Consider the following 17,938-nt stretch of genomic DNA (forward strand, 5'->3'; position numbering starts at 1 on the left):
GGGGCGGGCGGCGGGCGGGCGTCGGGTGGTTCGGTGCGCTCATCGCCGGGGATCCTCCCCCGGCGAGGGGGCGCGGCGACGCCGCGACCGACGCGTGTGCGCGGCGGCCTTGGGTGCCGAGGCACCGCCACCTGCGGGGTAGGTGTCGCGCAGCTTGCGCACGACGGGCGGCTCGATGGTCGAGCTCGCCGAGCGGACGAACTCACCGAGCTCGTTCAGCTTGGTCATGAGGGTCTTGCTGTCGACTCCGAGCTCCTTGGCGAGCTCGTAGACGCGGACCTTGGCCACATCTCTCCTGTCCTGGCCCGCCCCGGACAGGGTCGGACCGTCGTTAGTGCTGGGTACTCATCGCTGGGTACTCATCGGTGCGTGCTCATCGGGTAGCCATCGGCTTCCAACCCGCTTCCTTCTCGACGATCGGCCACGTCACCAGGGGGACCCGGTGACGCTCACTGCTCGTGCTGCTGCTCGAGGTGCTCGTGGACCGCGCGCGTGCCGGGCGGACCCGGCAGCCGCAGCGCCCGCCCGAACGCCCTGCGGCGTTCGGCGAGCTCGAGGCAGGCACGATCGGGGTGCAGCCACGCTCCCCTGCCCGGCATCCGGCGACCGACGTCCACGACCAGCTCCGGGACTCCGGGACCGGTGGCGGGGGCGACCACCCTCAGCAGGGCTGACCTCGGGCCGGTCGCTCGGCACCCCACGCACGTGCGCACCGGTCCCACGACAGGCACCACGGGTGCGGGGTCGGGGGTCCGCCTGCTCGGCGAGGAGAGCCGGGCATCCGGCCCAGCCGTCGACAGTCTACCCCTCCGCGTCACCGGTGCTGACCGGCGCCGCCCCGCGGAGCCTCGCCGGCGTCGTGCCGGGCCGCGCCGCCGGCGGCCCCGCCGTCGGCCCCGGGGACCTCGGCGTCGGACCGGATGTCGATGCGCCAGCCGGTCAGCTTCGCGGCCAGACGGGCGTTCTGCCCCTCCTTGCCGATCGCGAGCGACAGCTGGTAGTCGGGCACGACGACGCGTGCGGCACGGGCGGCCTCGTCCACGACCGTGACCGACACCACGCGGGCCGGCGACAGCGCGTGCGCGATCATCTCGGCCGGGTCGTCGGAGTGGTCGACGATGTCGATCTTCTCGCCGTGCAGCTCGGCCATGACCGCGCGGACGCGGCCGCCCATCGGGCCGATGCACGCGCCCTTCGCGTTGACGCCGGGGACCGTCGCGCGCACCGCCATCTTCGTGCGGTGCCCCGCCTCGCGGGCGATCGCCGTGATCTCGACGGTGCCGTCAGCGACCTCGGGCACCTCGAGCGCGAACAGCCGCCGCACGAGGTTCGGGTGCGTGCGCGACAGCGTGACCTGCGGGCCGCGCGGGCCGCGGGCGACCTCGATGACGTACGCGCGCAGCCGGTCGCCGTGCACGTACTCCTCGCCCGGCACCTGCTCGTGCTGCGGGAGGACCGCCTCGGTGCCGCCGACGTCGACCAACACGGTGCGCGGGTCGCGCCCCTGCTGGATCACGCCGCCGAGGACCTCGCCCTCCTTGCCGCGGAACGTGCCGAGCACCTGGTCGTCCTCGGCGTCGCGCAGCCGCTGGACGATCACCTGGCGCGCCGTCGCGGTCGCGATGCGCCCGAACCCGTCGGGGGTGTCGTCGAACTCGGGGGTGTCGACCTCGACCGGTCGGCCGTCCTCGCCGACGGGCTGCGGCTCGCGCGCCCACACCGTCACGTGCCCGCTGCGGCGGTCGACCTCGACACGCGCCCGCAGGTGCGACCCCGGGGTGCGGTGGTAGGCCGAGAGCAGCGCCTGCTCGATGGCCGAGACGAGCACGTCCAGGCTGATCTCCCGCTCGCGCTCCAGCAGCCGCAGCGCCTGCATGTCGATGTCCATGTCAGCCTTCCCGTCCGGCGGCGTCGGCACCCGGGCCGGCCACGTCGTCGTCGTCCACAGGGCCGAGGCCGCTCAGGTCCACCTCGACGCGCGCGTCGCGCACGTCGGTCAGCAGGAGCCGGACGGGGTCGCCCGTCTTCGGCCGGCGGCCCTTCACACCCGGCGTCACCGGGACCACGACGACCGCGTCGTCGGCGTCCGTCGTGCCGCGCTCCACGGCCGTCAGCCGGCCCGCGACCGTCCCGCCGTCCACGAGCCGCACGGTGACCGAGCGCCCGACCGCGCGGGCGAAGTGCCGGCGCTCGGTGAGCGGACGCGACACGCCCGGGCTCGACACCTCGAGGGTGTACTCCCCCGCCACGACGTCCTGCGCGTCGAGCGCGTCGGAGACGGCACGCGTCACGTCGGCGACCCGGTCCAGGTCGAGCTCGCCCTCGTCGTCCTCGGTGACGTCCACGACCACGCGGACCACCGACCGGGCCCCGGCCCTCGCCACCTCGACGTCCTCCAGCAGGAGGCCGATCCCGGCCACCGCCGGTTCGACGACCTGCCGGACCCGCTGGGCGGGTGCTGGCGCGACCATGGGAGGGCCTCCTGTCGGTTCCGACGGGTCACCGGCACGCGGCTCGACCCTGTGATGTTGTGGGACCAGCGTAACGAGTCCGCGCACACGCGTCGGTCGCGGCGTCGACGCGCCACCTCGCCGTGGGAGGATCACCGGCGATGAGCGCACCGAACCACCCGACGCCCGCCCGCCGCCGGCCCCTGCCGCTCCGCAGGGCGGGTGCGCTCGTCGTCGTCGCGGCCGTCGCGACCCTCCTGACCGGCTGCGGTCTGCGGCTCGAGACGCCCCCGCCCGTCGAGCCGTCCCCGGACGCCGTCGAGCAGGTGCGCGGCCGCACGGTCGACGACGCGCTCGGTCTCGCGCAGGACGCGCGCACGCTCCTCGACACCGCCCCCGCCGAACCGGTCGCGGCTGTGCTGTCCGACGTCGCCGCGTTCGGTGAGCTGCACGCCGAGCAGCTCGGCGGGGTGTACGACTCCGGGCTGCCCGAGCCCACGCCGTCTGCGTCACCGACCAGCACGCCCGACGCCCCGGCGCCGACCGCCGAGTCCGTCCTGGCGGAGCTCGCCGAGGACGCCGCGACGGCGCTGGCCGACGCGGACTCCGTCCCCGACGGGCCGCTCGCGCGCCTGGTCGGTTCCGTCGCGACCTCCCGGACCGACCTGGCCGGACGGCTCGCGACGGCGCTGGGGCTCCCGGCACCCGAGATCGCGCTCCGGGCCGACGGCACCAGCTCGCTTGAGGACGGCACCGACGGACCGCCGACACCGTCGGCGACCCCCACCGCCGGCGCGACGACCGGCGAGGACCCGGCCCCCGCGGGGCTCGACCGCGCCGACCTCCACGCCCTCACGCTCGCGCACGACGAGGCCGGGTACGCGCTCGAGGTCGTCGCCGCGAAGCTCGACGGCGACGCGCGCACGCTCGCGCGCCAGGCCGCCGCCGCGCACCGGGACGCGGCGACGCGGTGGGCGACCGCCGCGGGAACCGCCGGACAGCTCGACGACCCGCGTCGGGTCGCGTACGCGCTTCCCGCGGGCCTCGACGACCCGACGGTCGCGACCGGCGTCGCGCGCGGCGCCGAGTCCGCGGTCGCCGACACCTACGCGACGCTCGTCGCGTCTGCCGACGCGGGTGCCCGAGCCGAGCTGCTCACCGGGCTCGCCGACGCGACGCGTCAGGCGCGCGCATGGGGCGCGACGCCGGTCGCGTTCCCGGGCATGCCCGAGCTCGCGGCCGAGCCGCTTCCCGCACCGACGGCGGGCTGACGCGGCCGACCCGCTCCCCACGCCGACGGCCGGCTGATGCGGCCGAGCCGCTCTCCCCGCCGACAGCGGGCAGACGCAGGCCGCGGGCCGACGTCCGCCGCGCCCCGGACCGTCAGTCGGCGAGCAGCTCGCGGACGCGGGCGGCGACGTGCTCGACGACGTCCGCAACAGGCACCTGCTGCGCGTCGCCCCCGGCGCGCGGACGCACCTCGACGACCCCCTCGGCGAGCCCGCGCCCGACGACGACGACGAGCGGCACGCCGAGCAGCTCGGCGTCGGCGAACTTCACGCCGGGCGACACCTTGGGCCGGTCGTCGTAGAGGACCTCGATCCCCCGCCCGGAGAGCTCGCGCGCGATCTCGTCGGCGGCGTCGAAGACCGTCGCGTCCTTGCCCGTCGCGACCACGTGCACGTGCGCGGGTGCGACGTGCGCGGGCCACGCGAGACCGCGGTCGTCGTGGTTCGCCTCGGCCAGCGCGGCCAGCACGCGGGTCACGCCGATGCCGTACGAGCCCATCGTCACGACCTGCGCCTTGCCGTTCTGGTCGAGGACCGTGAGGCCGAGCGCCTGCGCGTACTTGCGGCCCAGCTGGAAGATGTGGCCGATCTCGATGCCGCGCGCGAGCTCGAGCGGGCCCGAACCGTCGGGAGCGGGGTCGCCCGCGCGGACCTCGGCGGCCTCGACGGTGCCGTCGGCCGTGAAGTCCCGCCCGGCGACGAGGTCGAAGACGTGCCGCCCGGGCTCGTTCGCGCCGGTGATCCACCGCGTGCCGTCGACGACGCGCGGGTCGAGCAGGTAGCGCACGGTGGTCCTCTCGGCACCGTCGGCCACGGGCACGTTCGGGCCGAGCACGCCCGGACCGATGTAGCCCTTGACCAGCTCAGGGTGCGCGGCGAAGTCGGCCTCGCCCGCGGCCTCGACCTCGGCGGGCGCGAGCCCGGCCTCGAGGCGCTTGAGGTCGACCTCGCGGTCGCCCGGCAGGCCGACGACGAGCAGCTCGCGCTCCCCTGTCGGGTGGACGAGCGCGAGGACGACGTTCTTGAGCGTGTCGGCCGCGGTCCACGCGCGGTCGGGGCGCGGCTGGTGCGCGTTGGCGTGCGCCACGAGCGACTCGATCGTCGGGGTGTCGGGCGTGTCCTCGACGTGCGCGGCGGGCGCGTCGGACCAGTCGAGCGCGGGCGGCGCGACGGTCGTCACGGCCTCGACGTTCGCGGCGTACCCGCCCGCGGACCGCACGAACGTGTCCTCGCCGATCGCGGTCGGCGTGAGGAACTCCTCCGACCGCGAGCCGCCCATCGCACCCGAGGTGGCGGCGACGATCACGTACTCCAGGCCCAGCCGGTCGAAGATCCGCTGGTAGGCCGCGCGCTGCGCGGCGTACGACGCGTCGAGCCCTGCGTCGTCGACGTCGAAGGAGTAGGCGTCCTTCATGACGAACTCGCGGCCCCGGATGAGGCCGGCGCGCGGGCGTGCCTCGTCGCGGTACTTCGTCTGGATCTGGAAGAGCGCGAGCGGCAGGTCCTTGTACGACGAGTACAGGTCCTTGACGAGGAGCGTGAACATCTCCTCGTGCGTGGGCGCGAGCAGGTAGTCGCCGCCCTTGCGGTCCTTCAGCCGGAAGATGTTCGGGCCGTACTCGGTCCACCGGCCCGTCGCCTCGTACGGCTCCTTGGGCAGCAGCGCCGGGAAGTGCACCTCCTGCGCACCCGCCGCGGCCATCTCCTCGCGGACGACCGCCTCGACCTTCGCCAGCACGCGCAGGCCCAGCGGCAGCCACGTGTAGATGCCGGGGGCGGCGCGACGGATGTAGCCGGCGCGGACGAGCAGCTTGTGGCTCGCGACCTCGGCGTCGGCGGGGTCCTCCCGCAACGTGCGGACGAAGAGCGTGGACAGGCGCAACAGCATGGGGGCGAGCCTAGTGGTCGCCGCGGGGTCGCCCGTGCGCCCGCTGTCGCGGTGTGGGCGGTCTCCGCCAGGATGGGCGGGTGCCCGAGCTGCCCGAGGTCGAGGCGCTCGCGCAGTTCCTGCGCGGGCGCGCCGTGGACCGTGCCGTGTCCGGCGTCGAGGTCGGCGCGATCAGCGCGCTCAAGACGTTCCGCCCGCCGCCCGACGCGCTCGTCGGCGGCGCGGTCGTCGACGTGACGCGGCACGGCAAGTGGCTCGACCTCATGGTCGCGACGTCGACCGGCGAGCCGCTGCACCTCGTGTGGCACCTGTCGCGCGCGGGCTGGGTGCGCTGGTCCGACGAGCTCTCGCCGCGTCCTGTCCGCCCGGGGAAGTCGCCGATCGCGCTGCGCGTGCGGCTCGACGACGGCTCGGGCTTCGACCTGACCGAGGCGGGCACGCGCAAGCGGCTGGCCGTGCACGTCGTCGAGGACCCCGCCGAGGTCCCGCAGATCGCAACCCTCGGCGTCGAGCCGCTCTCCGACGAGTTCACGGAAGACCGGCTCGCGGAGCTGCTCGCGGCCCGCAACCAGCAGGTCAAGGGCCTCCTGCGCGACCAGGGCACGATCGCCGGGATCGGCAACGCCTACTCGGACGAGATCCTGCACGCCGCGCGGATGAGCCCGTTCGCCCCGACCCGCTCGTTCGACGCGGACCGCACGGCGACGCTGTGGGTCGCGATCCGCCAGGTGCTCACCGACGCCGTCGCCGCAGCGTCGGGCCGGCCCGCGGCGGAGCTCAAGGACGCGAAGCGGCGCGGCATGCGCGTGCACGGCCGCACGGGCGAGCCCTGCCCGGGGTGGGACGGCGTGCCGTGCGGGGACACGGTGCACGAGGTCTCGTTCGCCGACTCGTCGCTGCAGTACTGCCCGACGTGCCAGACGGGCGGCAAGCCGCTCGCGGACCGGCGGATGTCGCGCCTGCTGCGCTGAGGCCCGCCACCGGGCGTCGTCGACGTCAGGACAGCGTCAGAACAGCACGGTCGCGTACGTGCCGACCTGCCGGAAGCCGACCGCGCGATAGGCCGCGAGCGCCCGGTGGTTGTAGCCGTTGACGTAGAGCGACACGACCGGCGTCTCGGCCGACCGGGCGAGCTGGACGACGGCCGCCATGCCCGCCTCGGACAGCCCTTCGCCGCGCCGCTCGGGCGTGACCCAGACGCCCTGCACCTGCGCGACCCCGCCGGCGACGGCCCCGAGCTCGGCCTTGAAGACGATGGTGTCGCGCGGGCCTCGCCGGCCGTCCTCGTGCTCGACGCGCACGAACGAGCGACCGGACCCGATGAGGCCGCGCACGCGGGTCTCGTACGGGCCGCCGGGCCCGCCCGCCGGCGAGTAGCCGACCTCCTCGGTGAACATCCGGATGCACGCCGGGAGGACGAGGTCGTACTCCTCGACGCGCGAGCGCCGGACGGTCGGGTCGGGGGCGATCAGCGGCTCGTGGTCGATCACCATCGAGGGCTGCTCCGCCCGGACCTCGCGCGCGGCCGGCCAGGTGCGGCTCAGCCGCTCCCAGAGGCCGAGGACCATGTCGGCGGTGCCGACGATCGACGAGCAGCGCCGCCCCTGCGCGCGGGCGAGCGCGGCGAACGCGTCGAGGGCGGGTGCGGCGAGCCGGGGGTCGTCGGTCGGGACGACGGGGACGATGTTCGCGCCCGCCCAGCAGACGGCGCGCAACGCCCCGTCGTGCTCGTAGCCCCACAGCGTCCCGCCCGCGGAGCGCAGCCCGCCCGCGACGGCCTGCTCGAGGCGTGCGGTCGCGAGGACGGCGGCGACGGGGTCGAGCGCGCAGACGGCGAGCGCGGCACGCAGGTCGACGTCCGCCAGGACGCGTCCCCCTGCCCGCTCGTCGAGCAGCATCGCGCGGCGAGAACCCATGACACGGATTGTGCACCACGGACGGCGACCCGACCCGTCGTCCGACCGCGCATCCCCCTCCCGGGACGCGGGGCGGCGCGTCCCGACCCGCGGGGGGTCAGCCGACGGAGACGGTCGGGCTGCCCTGGCCCGCCTCGACCGGGTCCATCGTCTCGGCGAGGCGCATGGCCTCCTCGATGAGCGTCTCGACGATGAGCGACTCGGGGACGGTCTTGATGACCTCGCCCTTGACGAAGATCTGGCCCTTGCCGTTGCCGGACGCGACGCCGAGGTCGGCCTCGCGCGCCTCGCCGGGGCCGTTGACGACGCAGCCCATGACTGCGACGCGCAGCGGCACCTCCATGCCCTCGAGACCCGCGGTGACCTTCTCGGCGAGCGTGTAGACGTCGACCTGCGCGCGACCGCACGAGGGGCACGACACGATCTCGAGCTTGCGGGGCCGCAGGTTGAGCGCCTGCAGGATCTGGATGCCGACCTTGACCTCCTCGACGGGAGGGGCCGACAGGGAGACGCGGATCGTGTCGCCGATGCCCTTGCTGAGCAGCGCGCCGAACGCGGTCGCCGACTTGATCGTGCCCTGGAACGCCGGTCCGGCCTCGGTCACGCCGAGGTGCAGCGGCCAGTCGCCGGCCTCGGCGAGCAGCTCGTACGCGCGCACCATGACGACCGGGTCGTTGTGCTTGACGGAGATCTTGAAGTCGTGGAAGCCGTGCTCCTCGAACAGCGACGCCTCCCACACGGCCGACTCAACGAGCGCCTCGGGGGTGGCCTTGCCGTACTTGGCAAGCAGCCGCGGGTCGAGCGAGCCCGCGTTCACGCCGATCCGCAGCGAGACCCCGGCGTCGGACGCGGCGCGCGCGATCTCCTTGACCTGGTCGTCGAACTTGCGGATGTTGCCGGGGTTCACGCGCACGGCCGCGCAGCCCGCGTCGATCGCGGCGAACACGTACTTCGGCTGGAAGTGGATGTCGGCGATGACGGGGATCTGCGACTTGCGGGCGATCGCGGGCAGCGCGTCGGCGTCGTCCTGGCTGGGCACGGCGACACGGACGATGTCGCAGCCGGACGCCGTGAGGGCGGCGATCTGCTGGAGGGTCGCGTTGATGTCGGTCGTCGGCGTCGTGGTCATCGACTGGACGCTGATCGGGGCGTCGCCACCGACCTCGACCTTGCCGACGCGGATCTTGCGGGAGGCCCGCCGGGGCGCCAGGACGGGGGCGGGCGCAGCCGGCATTCCGAGGCTGATCGGGGTGCTCACGCCCCCATCATCGCACCGTCGCACGCCCGGACCGGGCCCGAGCGACGGACGCCACACAACCCGCACGGAACCTGCGCCGCGCGCGGCGGTGCGCCGGGTCCGCGCAGGTCAGATGGTGATCGGGTTCACGATGTCGGCGTAGACCAGCAGCAGTCCGACGGCGCCGAGCACGATGAACACGGTGTACGCGAGCGGGACGAGCTTCGCCGCGTCGAACGGCCCGGGTCGCGGCTGACCGCGCAGGCGCGCGACCTGCCGGCGCGCGCCCTCCCAGAGGGCCGCCGCGACGTGGCCGCCGTCGAGCGGGGGCAGCGGGATGAGGTTGAAGACGAACAGCGCCACGTTGAGCATCGCGAGCATCTGGAGCCAGCCGGCGATCTTCACCGAGAACGGGAGGTCGGCGGCGCCGATCTCGCCGCCGAACCGGGCGATGCCCACGACGCCGACGATGCTGTTCTGGTCGCGCTCCTCGTTCCCGAACGTCGACTGCGCGAGGTCCGCGACCTTCGTGGGCAGGGTCGCGACGACCGTGACGGTCTGCCACGTCGCGGACGCGACCGCCTCCGGCGCCTCGTTCCACGGCTGCCGCTCGATGGACTCCGCCGCGGTCACGCCGAGGAACCCGGCGGGGACCGTCTTCATCTGGCCGTCCGCGTCGAGGACGGGGCCGCCGTCCTCGCCGATGACGGGCCGCTCGGCGACGACGGGCGTGACGGTCAGCGTGACCTGCTCGCCGTCGCGCTCGACGACGACCGGGACGCTCTCGCCGCCGGTCGCCCGGATCAGGTCGGTCAGCTGCTCCCACGACTCGACCGCGGTGCCGTCGTAGGACACCACGGTGTCCCCCGGCCGCAGACCGGCCGCGGCGCCGGGCGCGGGCTCGTCGCCGTCCGTGCAGGCCCGGTCGGCCGGCGCGTCGGCGGGGATGACGCACTGCGAGACCGACTCGAGCGTCGTGCTCTGGCCGGACGGGATGCCGATGCCGACGAGCACCACGACCATGAGGACGACCGCGATGAGCAGGTTCATGACGGGCCCGCCGAGCATCACGACGAGCTTCTTGGGCGTCGAGAGCCGGTAGAACGCCCGGTGGTCCTCGCCCGGCCGGATCTCCTCGGCGCTCGCCTGCCGGGCGTCGCGCGCGAGGCGTCCGATCCACGTGCGCGCGGGCGGGTTGCCGACGGCCTCGTCGGGCGGGTACATGCCGACCAGCCGGACGAAGCCGCCCAGCGGGATCGCCTTGAGCCCGTACTCCGTCTCGCCCTTCGTGCGCGACCACAGCGTCGGGCCGAACCCGACCATGTAGTGGCTCACGCGCACGCCGAACCGCTTGGCGGGCACGAGGTGCCCGACCTCGTGCAGCGCGATCGACAGCAGCAGCACGACCACGACGATCAGCACGCCGACCAGGAACTCCATGCGGTCCCCACACCTCCACGCGAGACGTCCGCACGCGCGCGGACGGGCCCGGTCGCTGCCCGGGCAGGCGCCCATCATCGCGCGTCCGGCTGGGAGTCCGCTGACAGGACCGTGGACCGGCGTGCGGACCACCCGACCGGCGCACCGGCACCGGTCGACGGCCGCGTCGTGTCGGGTGTCCGCACGGGCCGTCGACCACTACGGTCCCGGCATGGCGACCGCTCGCACCCCCTCGCTGTGGCTCGACCAGCTGCGCGCCGACGACCCGACGGCGCTCCACCCGCTCGAGCCGCTCGACGGTGACGACCGGGCGGACGTCGTCGTCGTGGGTGCGGGTCTCGCCGGGCTGTGGACCGCGTACTACCTGCTCGAGGCCGACCCGTCGCTCGACGTGCTCGTCGTCGAGGCGGACGTCGCCGGCGCCGGCGCGACCGGGCACGGCTCGGGATGGTGCTCGGCCGACCTCGGCGTGCCGGGCGAGGAGCTCATCCGCCGGCACGGCCTGGCAGGGGCGCGCGCGCTGCGTGCGGCGCTGCGCGACGCCGTCGTCGAGGTCGGGGGTGCGGCCGCCGCCGAGCAGGTCGACTGCGGCTTCGCGTACGGCGGCTCGGTGCTGCTCGCGCGGACCCCGTCCGACGTGCAGCGCGTCGCCGAGCACGTGCAGGTGGCGGCGGACCTCGAGGACGACGTGCACCTGCTCGCGGCCGACGAGGTCGCGGAGCACGTCCGCGCGGCCGGCGTGCTCGCGGGTGCCTACAGCCCGGACTGCGCTCGTGTGCAGCCCGCCGCGCTCGCCCACGGACTGCGTGACGTCGTGCGCTCCCGCGGCGGGCGCGTCGTCGAGCGCACCCGCGCGCTGCGGGTATCCCCCCGGGCGGTCGCGACCGACCGCGGCACGGTGCGCACCCGCTGGACGGTCGTGGCGACCGGGGCGGGGCCCGCGCTCTCGTCCGGTGACCACCGCGCCGTGGTGCCGCGGCACGCCGTCGCGGTCGCGACCGCGCCCCTCACGCCCGAGCAGTGGGAGGCGGTCGGGCTGCCGCGCGCGCAGACGTTCGCCGACGACGCCGGCCACGTGCGCGGCGAGCGCACGGCCGACGACCGGCTGGTGGTCCTCTCGACCGCCGAGCCGTCGTGGCCCGCGCCGGACGAGGATCGCGCCGCCGGACGGCTGCGGGACACGCTCCTCGACCTGTTCCCCGTGCTCGACGGCACCCCGCTGACCCACCGCTGGCGCGCGACCGTCGGGGCGACGCGCGACGGGCACCCGTCGGTCGGCCTCGACACCGACGGGATCGGCTGGGTCCGCGGGCTGGGCCTCGACGGCGCCGCCGCGGCGAACCTCGCCGGGCGCACGCTCGCCGACCTCGTCACCGGCGCGGGCGGCCCGCTGGTCCGGCTGCCGTGGGTCGGGCACCGCTCCCCCGCGTGGCCGCTGGCTCCCGTGCGGGTGCTCGGCAACGCGGTCGCGCGGGTCAGCGCCGCGCGAGCACCTCGTGCGCGCGCGTCCGCGCCCACCGCTCGGCGCTGAGGACCGCGTCCAGCGACAGCGCGTCGGGGGCCGTGCCGTCGTGCTCGCCGAGCACGCGCTCGACAGTGGACACGATGTCGAGGAAGCCGATCCGCCCCGCGAGGAACGCGTCCACGCACTCCTCGTTCGCGGCGTTGTAGACCGCCGGGTGCGTCGCCGACGCGGCGACCGCCTCTCGCGCGAGCCGCACCGCGCCGAACACCTCCTCGTCGAGGGGCTCGAACGTCCACGCGGTCGCCGTCGTCCAGTCGCACGGCGGTGCGACGAGCGGGACGCGGTCGGGCCACGACAGGCCGAGCGCGATCGGCAGGCGCATGTCCGGGGGCGACGCCTGCGCGATCGTCGAGCCGTCGACGAACTCGACCATCGAGTGCACGACGGACTGCGGGTGGACGACGACCGTGATGTCGTCGACCGGCACGCCGAACAGCAGGTGCGCCTCGATGAGCTCGAGGCCCTTGTTCATGAGCGTCGCCGAGTTGACCGTCACGACCGGGCCCATCGACCACGTCGGGTGCGCGAGCGCCTGCGTCGCCGTCACGGCCTTGACGTCGTCGAGGGACCAGCCGCGGAACGGCCCGCCGGACGCGGTCAGGACGATGCGGCGCACCTCGTCGCGCGCGCCTCCGCGCAGGGACTGCGCGATGGCCGAGTGCTCGGAGTCGACCGGCACGATCTGGTCGGGTCGCACGCGGGCCGCGTGCACGAGCGCGCCGCCCACGACGAGCGACTCCTTGTTGGCGAGCGCGAGCGTGCTGCCCGCGCGGAGCGCCGCGAGCGTCGGGCCGAGCCCGACCGACCCCGTGATCCCGTTCAGCACGACGTCCGCGCCGCGGCCCGCGAGGTCGCTGGACGCGTCGGCACCCGCGAGCACCTCGACATCCGTGCCCTCGAGCGCGGCGCGCAGCGGCGCCCCCGCCGACGGGTCCGCGACGGCGACCGTCTCCACCCCCAGGTCACGGGCCTGCTGCGCGACGGTCGCGACGTCACGGCCCCCCGCGCTCAGGCCGACGACGCGGAACCGGTCCGGGTTGCGGCGGACGACGTCGATCGCCTGGGTGCCGATCGACCCGGTGGAGCCGAGGATGACGACGCTGCGCTCACTCACGCGCTCATCCTCCCGGACGCGCGGACCTCGAGGTGACACGGCGCGTCGGCCACCGCGTCCGACGAGCGGCGTCCGGCGACGACCCGACGAACCGCTCGCGTCACTCGACGCCGAGCAGCACCTCGACCGCCCGCGCCAGGAACGCGTCCACCGACGGCTCGGCGTAGGCGTTGCGGCCGCGCCGGCTGCGGAACGTCGCCGCCCGGACCTCGGCGGCCGACAGCGGCGTGCCCTTGTCGAAGTACGCGACGAGCCGGTGGCACAGCGCGTCGACGTCGGCGGGCTCGTAGCCCTGCTGACGCCCCTCCGGCGGGGCGAACCGGTCGCCGTCCGGCCGCGACAGCCGCCCGTAGAGCGTCCGCGCCTGCTCGCTGAGCTTCGCCATCCACGCGTCCTGGCCGTTGCGCTGGACGAACTCCGCGCGCTGCCGCGCGACGAACGCCTGCTCGAGCCGGTCGAGCGCCGCGTCGACGGCCGCGGTCACGTAGCCGCCGCGCACCATGTCGAACGCGACCCCGCGCACGTCCTTGCTCGACAGGCCCGACGACGGGCCCGACTCGTAGACCTGGCGCGCGTGCGTGAAGAAGTCGTCGACCTCGTCCGGGTCGTAGCCCTGCTTCAGGCCGGAGACGGTCCGGAACATGCCGTCGCTCACTCAGTCCTCCTCCGCGGCGAGCTGTCCGCACGCCCCGTCGATCTCGCTGCCGCGCGTGTCCCGGATGGTGGTCGGGATGCCGTGCGCACGCAAGCGTGCCACGAACTCGCGCTCCACCTCGGGATCGCTCGCCGTCCACCGCGAGTTCGGCACCGGGTTGAGCGGGATCGGGTTGCAGTGCACCCAGCCCTTGCCGCGCGCCGCGAGCTTCTCGCCGAGCAGGTCGGCGCGCCACGCGTGGTCGTTCACGTCCCGGATCAGGGCGTACTCGATCGAGACACGGCGGCCGGTCTTCTCGAAGTAGCGGTGCGCCGAGTCGATCGCCTCGTCGACGCTCCAGCGCGTGTTGACCGGTACGAGCTCGCTGCGCAGCTCGTCGTCCGGGGCGTGCAGCGACAGAGCGAGCGTCACGGGGATGCCCTCGTTCGCGAGCCGGTCCATAGCCGGGACCATGCCGACGGTCGACACCGTGACGTTGCGCGCCGACATGCCGAGGCCGTCCGGCGTGGGCGCGACCAGCCGGCGCACGGTCTCCATGACGGCCTTGTAGTTGGCGAGCGGCTCGCCCATGCCCATGAACACGACATTCGTCAGGCGCGTCGGGCCGCCCGGCACCTCGCCGTCCGCGAGCGACCGCGCCGCGGCGCGCACCTGCTCGACGATCTCCGCCGTCGACAGGTTGCGCGTGAGGCCCAGCTGGCCCGTCGCGCAGAACGCGCACGCGAGCCCGCACCCCGCCTGGCTCGAGATGCACAGCGTGGTGCGGTTCGCGTACCGCATGAGGACGGACTCGACCTTGGCGCCGTCGAACAGGTGCCACAGCGTCTTGACGGTCGTGCCCTGGTCCGCGGTCAGCGTGCGGTGCGCCGTGAGCAGCGTCGGGAACAGCCCCTCGACGAGCTTGTCGCGCGTCGCCTTGGGCAGGTCCGTCATCTGCGCCGGGTCGTTCGTCAGGTGCGTGAAGTAGTGCGTCGCGAGCTGCTTGGCGCGGAACGGCTTCTCGCCCAGCTCGGCGACGGCCTCGACCCGCTGCTCGGGCGTGAGGTCGACGAAGTGCTTCGGCGGCTTGCCCCGCGGTCCGCGGGTCGGCGAGGACAGGTCCAGGCGCACGGGTGTACCGGTCATGCGGGGCACCCCCTTCTCAGGTTCGGTGGGACGTGTGGTACGGCGAGCGGCCGGGGCCGCGGGCGCGTCGTGTGCCCGTCAGCCGGCCGGCTGCAGCACCGCGAGGATGACGTAGGCGGCGGGCGCCGTGAGGAGCAACGAGTCGAGCCGGTCGAGGATTCCGCCGTGGCCGGGGATGAGCCGACCCATGTCCTTGAGCTCGAGGTCGCGCTTGAGCATCGACTCGGCGAGGTCCCCGAGCGTCGCCGTCACGACGGTCGCGAGACCCATGACGACGCCCACGAGCGGTTCGCCGCCGAACGCGGCCTGCACCCCGACGACACCGACGACACTCGCCAGGACGACCGAGCCGAGCAAGCCCTCCCACGTCTTGTTCGGGCTGACCGAGGGCGCCAGCGGGTGCCGCCCGAGCAGCACCCCGACCGCATACCCCCCGGTGTCGCTCGCGACGACCATGAGGATGAACAGCAGCACGCGCGCCGGCCCGTCGGGCTCCGCGAGGAGCAGCATCGCGAAGCCCGCCAGGAACGGCAGGTAGGCGGCCGCGAACGCGCCCGCGCTCGCGTCGCGCAGCGCCGCCTCGCCGCTGCCGTCCAGCACCCGCCAGACGACGACGCCGCCGACCGTCAGCATGAACGCGACGAAGAGCGCCTCCGGGCCGGCGAGGTACGCCGACACGAGCGTGCCGACCGCCCCGACCAGCAGCGGGAGCAGCGGCAGGTGGATGTTGCGGCGTGCGAAGGCGTGCGCGAGCTCCCACAGCGCCGCGCAGACCGCCACGATCGCGACGACGCCGAAGATCTCCTTGCGGATGAACAGCGACGCGACGACGCCGACGAGCAGGGTGACGCCGACCACGACCGCGACCGGGAGGTCGCGGCCCGGCCGGAGCGTCTTCGGCGCGGCGATGGTGCTGTTCTCCGTCATCAGACCTCGAGGAGCTCGCTCTCCTTGGAGGCGAGCAGGTGGTCGATGGTCTCGACGTGCTTCTTCGTGAGGCCCTCGAGCTCCTTCTCGGCGCGCACGACCTCGTCCTCGCCCGCCTCGCCGTCCTTGACGATGCGGTCGAGCTCCTCCTTGGCCTTGCGGCGCACCGAGCGCACCGACACGCGGGCGTCCTCGGCCTTCGCCTTCGCGAGCTTGACGAAGTCGCGGCGACGCTCCTCCGTGAGGGCGGGCAGCACGACACGGATGACGTTGCCGTCGTTCGTCGGGTTCACGCCCAGGTCCGAGTCGCGCAGCGCCTTCTCGATCGCCGTCATCGACGACTTGTCGAACGGCGAGACCAGGATCGTGCGCGCCTCGGTCACGTTGAACGACGCGAGCTGCTGCAGGGGCGTCGGGCTGCCGTAGTAGTCGACGAACACCTTGGAGAACATCGCCGCGTTGGCCCGGCCGGTGCGGATCGTCGCGAAGTCGTCCTTGGCGACCTCGACCGCCTTGTCCATCTTCTCCTCGGCCTCGAGGAGGGTCTCGTCGATCACCGCTGCTCCTTCGTGCTGCTGTCGTCGTCGGGTCTGGCGTGCGGGCTCGGTGCGTCAGCTCGCCGTGACCAGCGTGCCGATCTTCTCACCCTGCAGGGCCCGCGTGACGTTGCCCCGCTCCTCGAGCCCGAAGACGCGCATCACCACGTCGTTGTCGCGGCACAGGCTCAGGGCCGTCGCGTCCATGACGCCCAGGTCGCCCACCAGCGCGTCGGTGTAGGTGAGGTGGTCGAGCTTGACGGCGTCGGGGTCCTTGCGCGGGTCGGCCGTGTAGACGCCGTCGACGCCGTTCTTGCCCATGAGCACCTCCTGGCAGTGCGTCTCCAGGGCGCGCTGCACGCTCACGGTGTCGGTCGAGAAGTACGGCATCCCCGCGCCGGCGCCGAAGATCACGACGCGGCCCTTCTCGAGGTGGCGGATCGCCCGCAGCGGGATGTACGGCTCCGCGACCTGGCCCATCGCGATCGCCGTCTGCACGCGCGTGCTCACGCCGGCCTGCTCGAGGAAGTCCTGGAGCGCCAGGCAGTTCATCACCGTCCCGAGCATGCCCATGTAGTCGGCACGTGCCCGGTCGATGCCGCGCTGCGAGAGCTCCGCACCGCGGAAGAAGTTGCCACCGCCCACGACGATCGCGACCTGCACGCCCGAGCGCACCGCGACCGCGATCTCCGCCGCGACCCGCTGCACGACGTCCGCCGCGAGGCCGACGTCACCACCACCGAACGTCTCACCCGAGAGCTTGAGGAGCACGCGCCGGGCAGGGGCGGCCGAGCCGGTCGCGGTCGGGTCCTGGGTCACTGCGCCTCCATCGAGGGTGGGTGGTGCGGGCGTGCGGGGTGCGGGCCGTCCCCGGCGTGGCGCGGGCGGGACCCACGGCCGGGCGCGACGGCCCTGGTGCGACGGTGGCCCCGACCCTGCCGGGCCGGGGCCACCGTCGACTCACATGGCGTCAGGCTCCCACGCGGTAGCGCACGAAGCCGGTGAGCGTGCCGCCGGCCTCGGTGAGGACCTGGCCGACCGACTTCTTCGGGTCCTTCGCGAACGCCTGGTCGAGCAGCACGTTCTCCTTGAAGAAGCCGTTGAGGCGGCCCTCGACGATCTTCGGCAGCGCAGCCTCGGGCTTGCCCTCGGTGCGGGCCGTCTCCTCGGCGATGCGGCGCTCGTTCTCGACCGTCTCCGCCGGGACCTCGTCGCGCGTCAGGTACGACGGCGAGAAGGCGGCGATGTGGGTCGCGATGTCGCGAGCGACGTCGGCCCCGGCCTTGTCCGTGGCCACGAGGACGCCGACCTGCGGGGGCAGGTCCTTGTTGACCTTGTGCAGGTAGACCTCGACGTGCTCGCCGGCCACGCGGGCCAGGCGGCGCACGACGACGCGCTCCCCGAGGGTCGCCGCGGTCTCGTCGACGATCGACTGCACGCTCGTGCCGTCGACCTCGGTCGCGAGCAGCGCGTCCGCGTCGCGGGCGGCCGAGTCGACCGCCGCCGCGAGCACGCGGTCGGCCAGCGCGACGAAGTTCGGGCTCTTCGCGACGAAGTCCGTCTCCGAGTTGACCTCGACGAGCACGCCCGTCTGGCCCTCGCCGTCCGCCGTCGGGCCGACGTGCGCCGCGACGAGACCGTCGGAGGCCGAGCGGCCCTCGCGCTTGCCGACGCCCTTGAGGCCCTTCACGCGGATGATCTCGAGCGCCTTGTCCGAGTCGCCCTCGGCCTCCTCGAGCGCCTTCTTGACGTCGAGCATGCCCGCGCCGGTCTTCTCGCGCAGCGCCTTGATGTCAGCGAGCGAGTAGTTCGCCATCAGTGTTCCGTTCTGGTCGA

The 17,938-nt window shown here is 74.3% G+C and carries 18 protein-coding genes; 3 read left to right on the forward strand and 15 right to left on the reverse strand.

Features of this window, described 5'->3' with window-relative positions; genetic code table 11:
• Nucleotides 1-39: 39 nt before the first annotated feature.
• The 4 genes from OMK64_RS18345 to rimP form a co-directional block, all read right to left on the reverse strand.
• A complete protein-coding gene (locus tag OMK64_RS18345; protein WP_374694118.1) occupies nt 40-288 on the reverse strand; it encodes a translation initiation factor IF-2 N-terminal domain-containing protein in 249 nt (82 codons plus the stop codon).
• A 161-nt stretch (nt 289-449) separates the two neighbouring features.
• Nucleotides 450-818, reverse strand: coding sequence for a YlxR family protein (locus tag OMK64_RS18350; protein WP_272729803.1), 369 nt, complete (start codon nt 816-818; stop codon nt 450-452).
• A complete protein-coding gene (gene nusA / locus OMK64_RS18355) occupies nt 815-1,888 on the reverse strand; it encodes a transcription termination factor NusA (protein ID WP_272729804.1) in 1,074 nt (357 codons plus the stop codon). Before nusA ends, OMK64_RS18350 begins: the two co-directional genes overlap by 4 nt.
• A gap of 1 nt (nt 1,889) precedes the next feature.
• A complete protein-coding gene (rimP, locus tag OMK64_RS18360; protein WP_272729805.1) occupies nt 1,890-2,471 on the reverse strand; it encodes a ribosome maturation factor RimP in 582 nt (193 codons plus the stop codon).
• Nucleotides 2,472-2,611: 140 nt separating this feature from the next.
• Between rimP and OMK64_RS18365 the strand changes: the two genes are divergently transcribed.
• A complete protein-coding gene (locus OMK64_RS18365; RefSeq protein WP_272729806.1) occupies nt 2,612-3,721 on the forward strand; it encodes a DUF4439 domain-containing protein in 1,110 nt (369 codons plus the stop codon).
• Between the two features lie 112 nt (nt 3,722-3,833).
• On the opposite strand, the gene OMK64_RS18370 is transcribed toward OMK64_RS18365, so the two are convergent.
• Entirely contained in the window at nt 3,834-5,627 is a 1,794-nt protein-coding gene (locus OMK64_RS18370; protein WP_272729807.1) for a proline--tRNA ligase, read from the reverse strand.
• Between the two features lie 80 nt (nt 5,628-5,707).
• On the opposite strand from OMK64_RS18370, the gene OMK64_RS18375 reads away from it, so the two are divergent.
• The gene (locus tag OMK64_RS18375) at nt 5,708-6,598 is read left to right on the forward strand and encodes an Fpg/Nei family DNA glycosylase (protein WP_272729808.1); all 891 of its coding nucleotides are present in this window, start codon (nt 5,708-5,710) and stop codon (nt 6,596-6,598) included.
• 36 nt (nt 6,599-6,634) lie between these two features.
• Here the strand turns inward: OMK64_RS18375 and OMK64_RS18380 are convergent, their stop codons facing one another.
• The 3 genes from OMK64_RS18380 to OMK64_RS18390 form a co-directional block, all read right to left on the reverse strand.
• On the reverse strand, nt 6,635-7,543 hold the full coding sequence (locus OMK64_RS18380) for a GNAT family N-acetyltransferase (RefSeq protein WP_272729809.1): 909 nt from the start codon (nt 7,541-7,543) through the stop codon (nt 6,635-6,637).
• 97 nt (nt 7,544-7,640) lie between these two features.
• Nucleotides 7,641-8,777 carry a flavodoxin-dependent (E)-4-hydroxy-3-methylbut-2-enyl-diphosphate synthase gene (gene ispG, locus OMK64_RS18385; protein ID WP_202924371.1) on the reverse strand — a complete coding sequence of 379 codons (1,137 nt, stop codon included), beginning with the start codon at nt 8,775-8,777 and terminating at the stop codon, nt 7,641-7,643.
• A gap of 132 nt (nt 8,778-8,909) precedes the next feature.
• Entirely contained in the window at nt 8,910-10,220 is a 1,311-nt protein-coding gene (locus tag OMK64_RS18390; RefSeq protein WP_272729810.1) for a M50 family metallopeptidase, read from the reverse strand.
• Between the two features lie 211 nt (nt 10,221-10,431).
• On the opposite strand from OMK64_RS18390, the gene OMK64_RS18395 reads away from it, so the two are divergent.
• Entirely contained in the window at nt 10,432-11,751 is a 1,320-nt protein-coding gene (locus OMK64_RS18395) for an NAD(P)/FAD-dependent oxidoreductase (protein ID WP_272729811.1), read from the forward strand.
• Here OMK64_RS18395 and dxr read toward each other — a convergent pair.
• The 7 genes from dxr to tsf form a co-directional block, all read right to left on the reverse strand.
• Nucleotides 11,696-12,859 (reverse strand): 1-deoxy-D-xylulose-5-phosphate reductoisomerase, encoded by a 1,164-nt coding sequence (gene dxr, locus OMK64_RS18400; protein WP_272729812.1) that lies wholly within the window; start codon nt 12,857-12,859, stop codon nt 11,696-11,698. The two genes, OMK64_RS18395 and dxr, sit on opposite strands and share 56 nt — an antisense overlap.
• Nucleotides 12,860-12,959: 100 nt before the next feature.
• Nucleotides 12,960-13,514, reverse strand: coding sequence for a DivIVA domain-containing protein (locus tag OMK64_RS18405; RefSeq protein ID WP_272729813.1), 555 nt, complete (start codon nt 13,512-13,514; stop codon nt 12,960-12,962).
• Nucleotides 13,515-14,639, reverse strand: coding sequence for a dual-specificity RNA methyltransferase RlmN (gene rlmN / locus OMK64_RS18410; protein WP_124343698.1), 1,125 nt, complete (start codon nt 14,637-14,639; stop codon nt 13,515-13,517).
• A gap of 78 nt (nt 14,640-14,717) precedes the next feature.
• Entirely contained in the window at nt 14,718-15,566 is an 849-nt protein-coding gene (locus OMK64_RS18415; protein ID WP_272729814.1) for a phosphatidate cytidylyltransferase, read from the reverse strand.
• Entirely contained in the window at nt 15,566-16,123 is a 558-nt protein-coding gene (frr, locus tag OMK64_RS18420; RefSeq protein WP_272729815.1) for a ribosome recycling factor, read from the reverse strand. The genes OMK64_RS18415 and frr overlap by 1 nt, the downstream gene beginning before the upstream one ends.
• Nucleotides 16,124-16,177: 54 nt before the next feature.
• Nucleotides 16,178-16,921 (reverse strand): UMP kinase, encoded by a 744-nt coding sequence (pyrH, locus tag OMK64_RS18425; protein WP_272729816.1) that lies wholly within the window; start codon nt 16,919-16,921, stop codon nt 16,178-16,180.
• A gap of 151 nt (nt 16,922-17,072) precedes the next feature.
• Nucleotides 17,073-17,918, reverse strand: coding sequence for a translation elongation factor Ts (tsf, locus tag OMK64_RS18430; RefSeq protein ID WP_272729817.1), 846 nt, complete (start codon nt 17,916-17,918; stop codon nt 17,073-17,075).
• Nucleotides 17,919-17,938: the final 20 nt, after the last annotated feature.

It is taken from the genome of Cellulomonas fimi (assembly GCF_028527925.1).
GTDB classification, from domain to species: Bacteria; Actinomycetota; Actinomycetes; order Actinomycetales; family Cellulomonadaceae; genus Cellulomonas; species Cellulomonas fimi_C.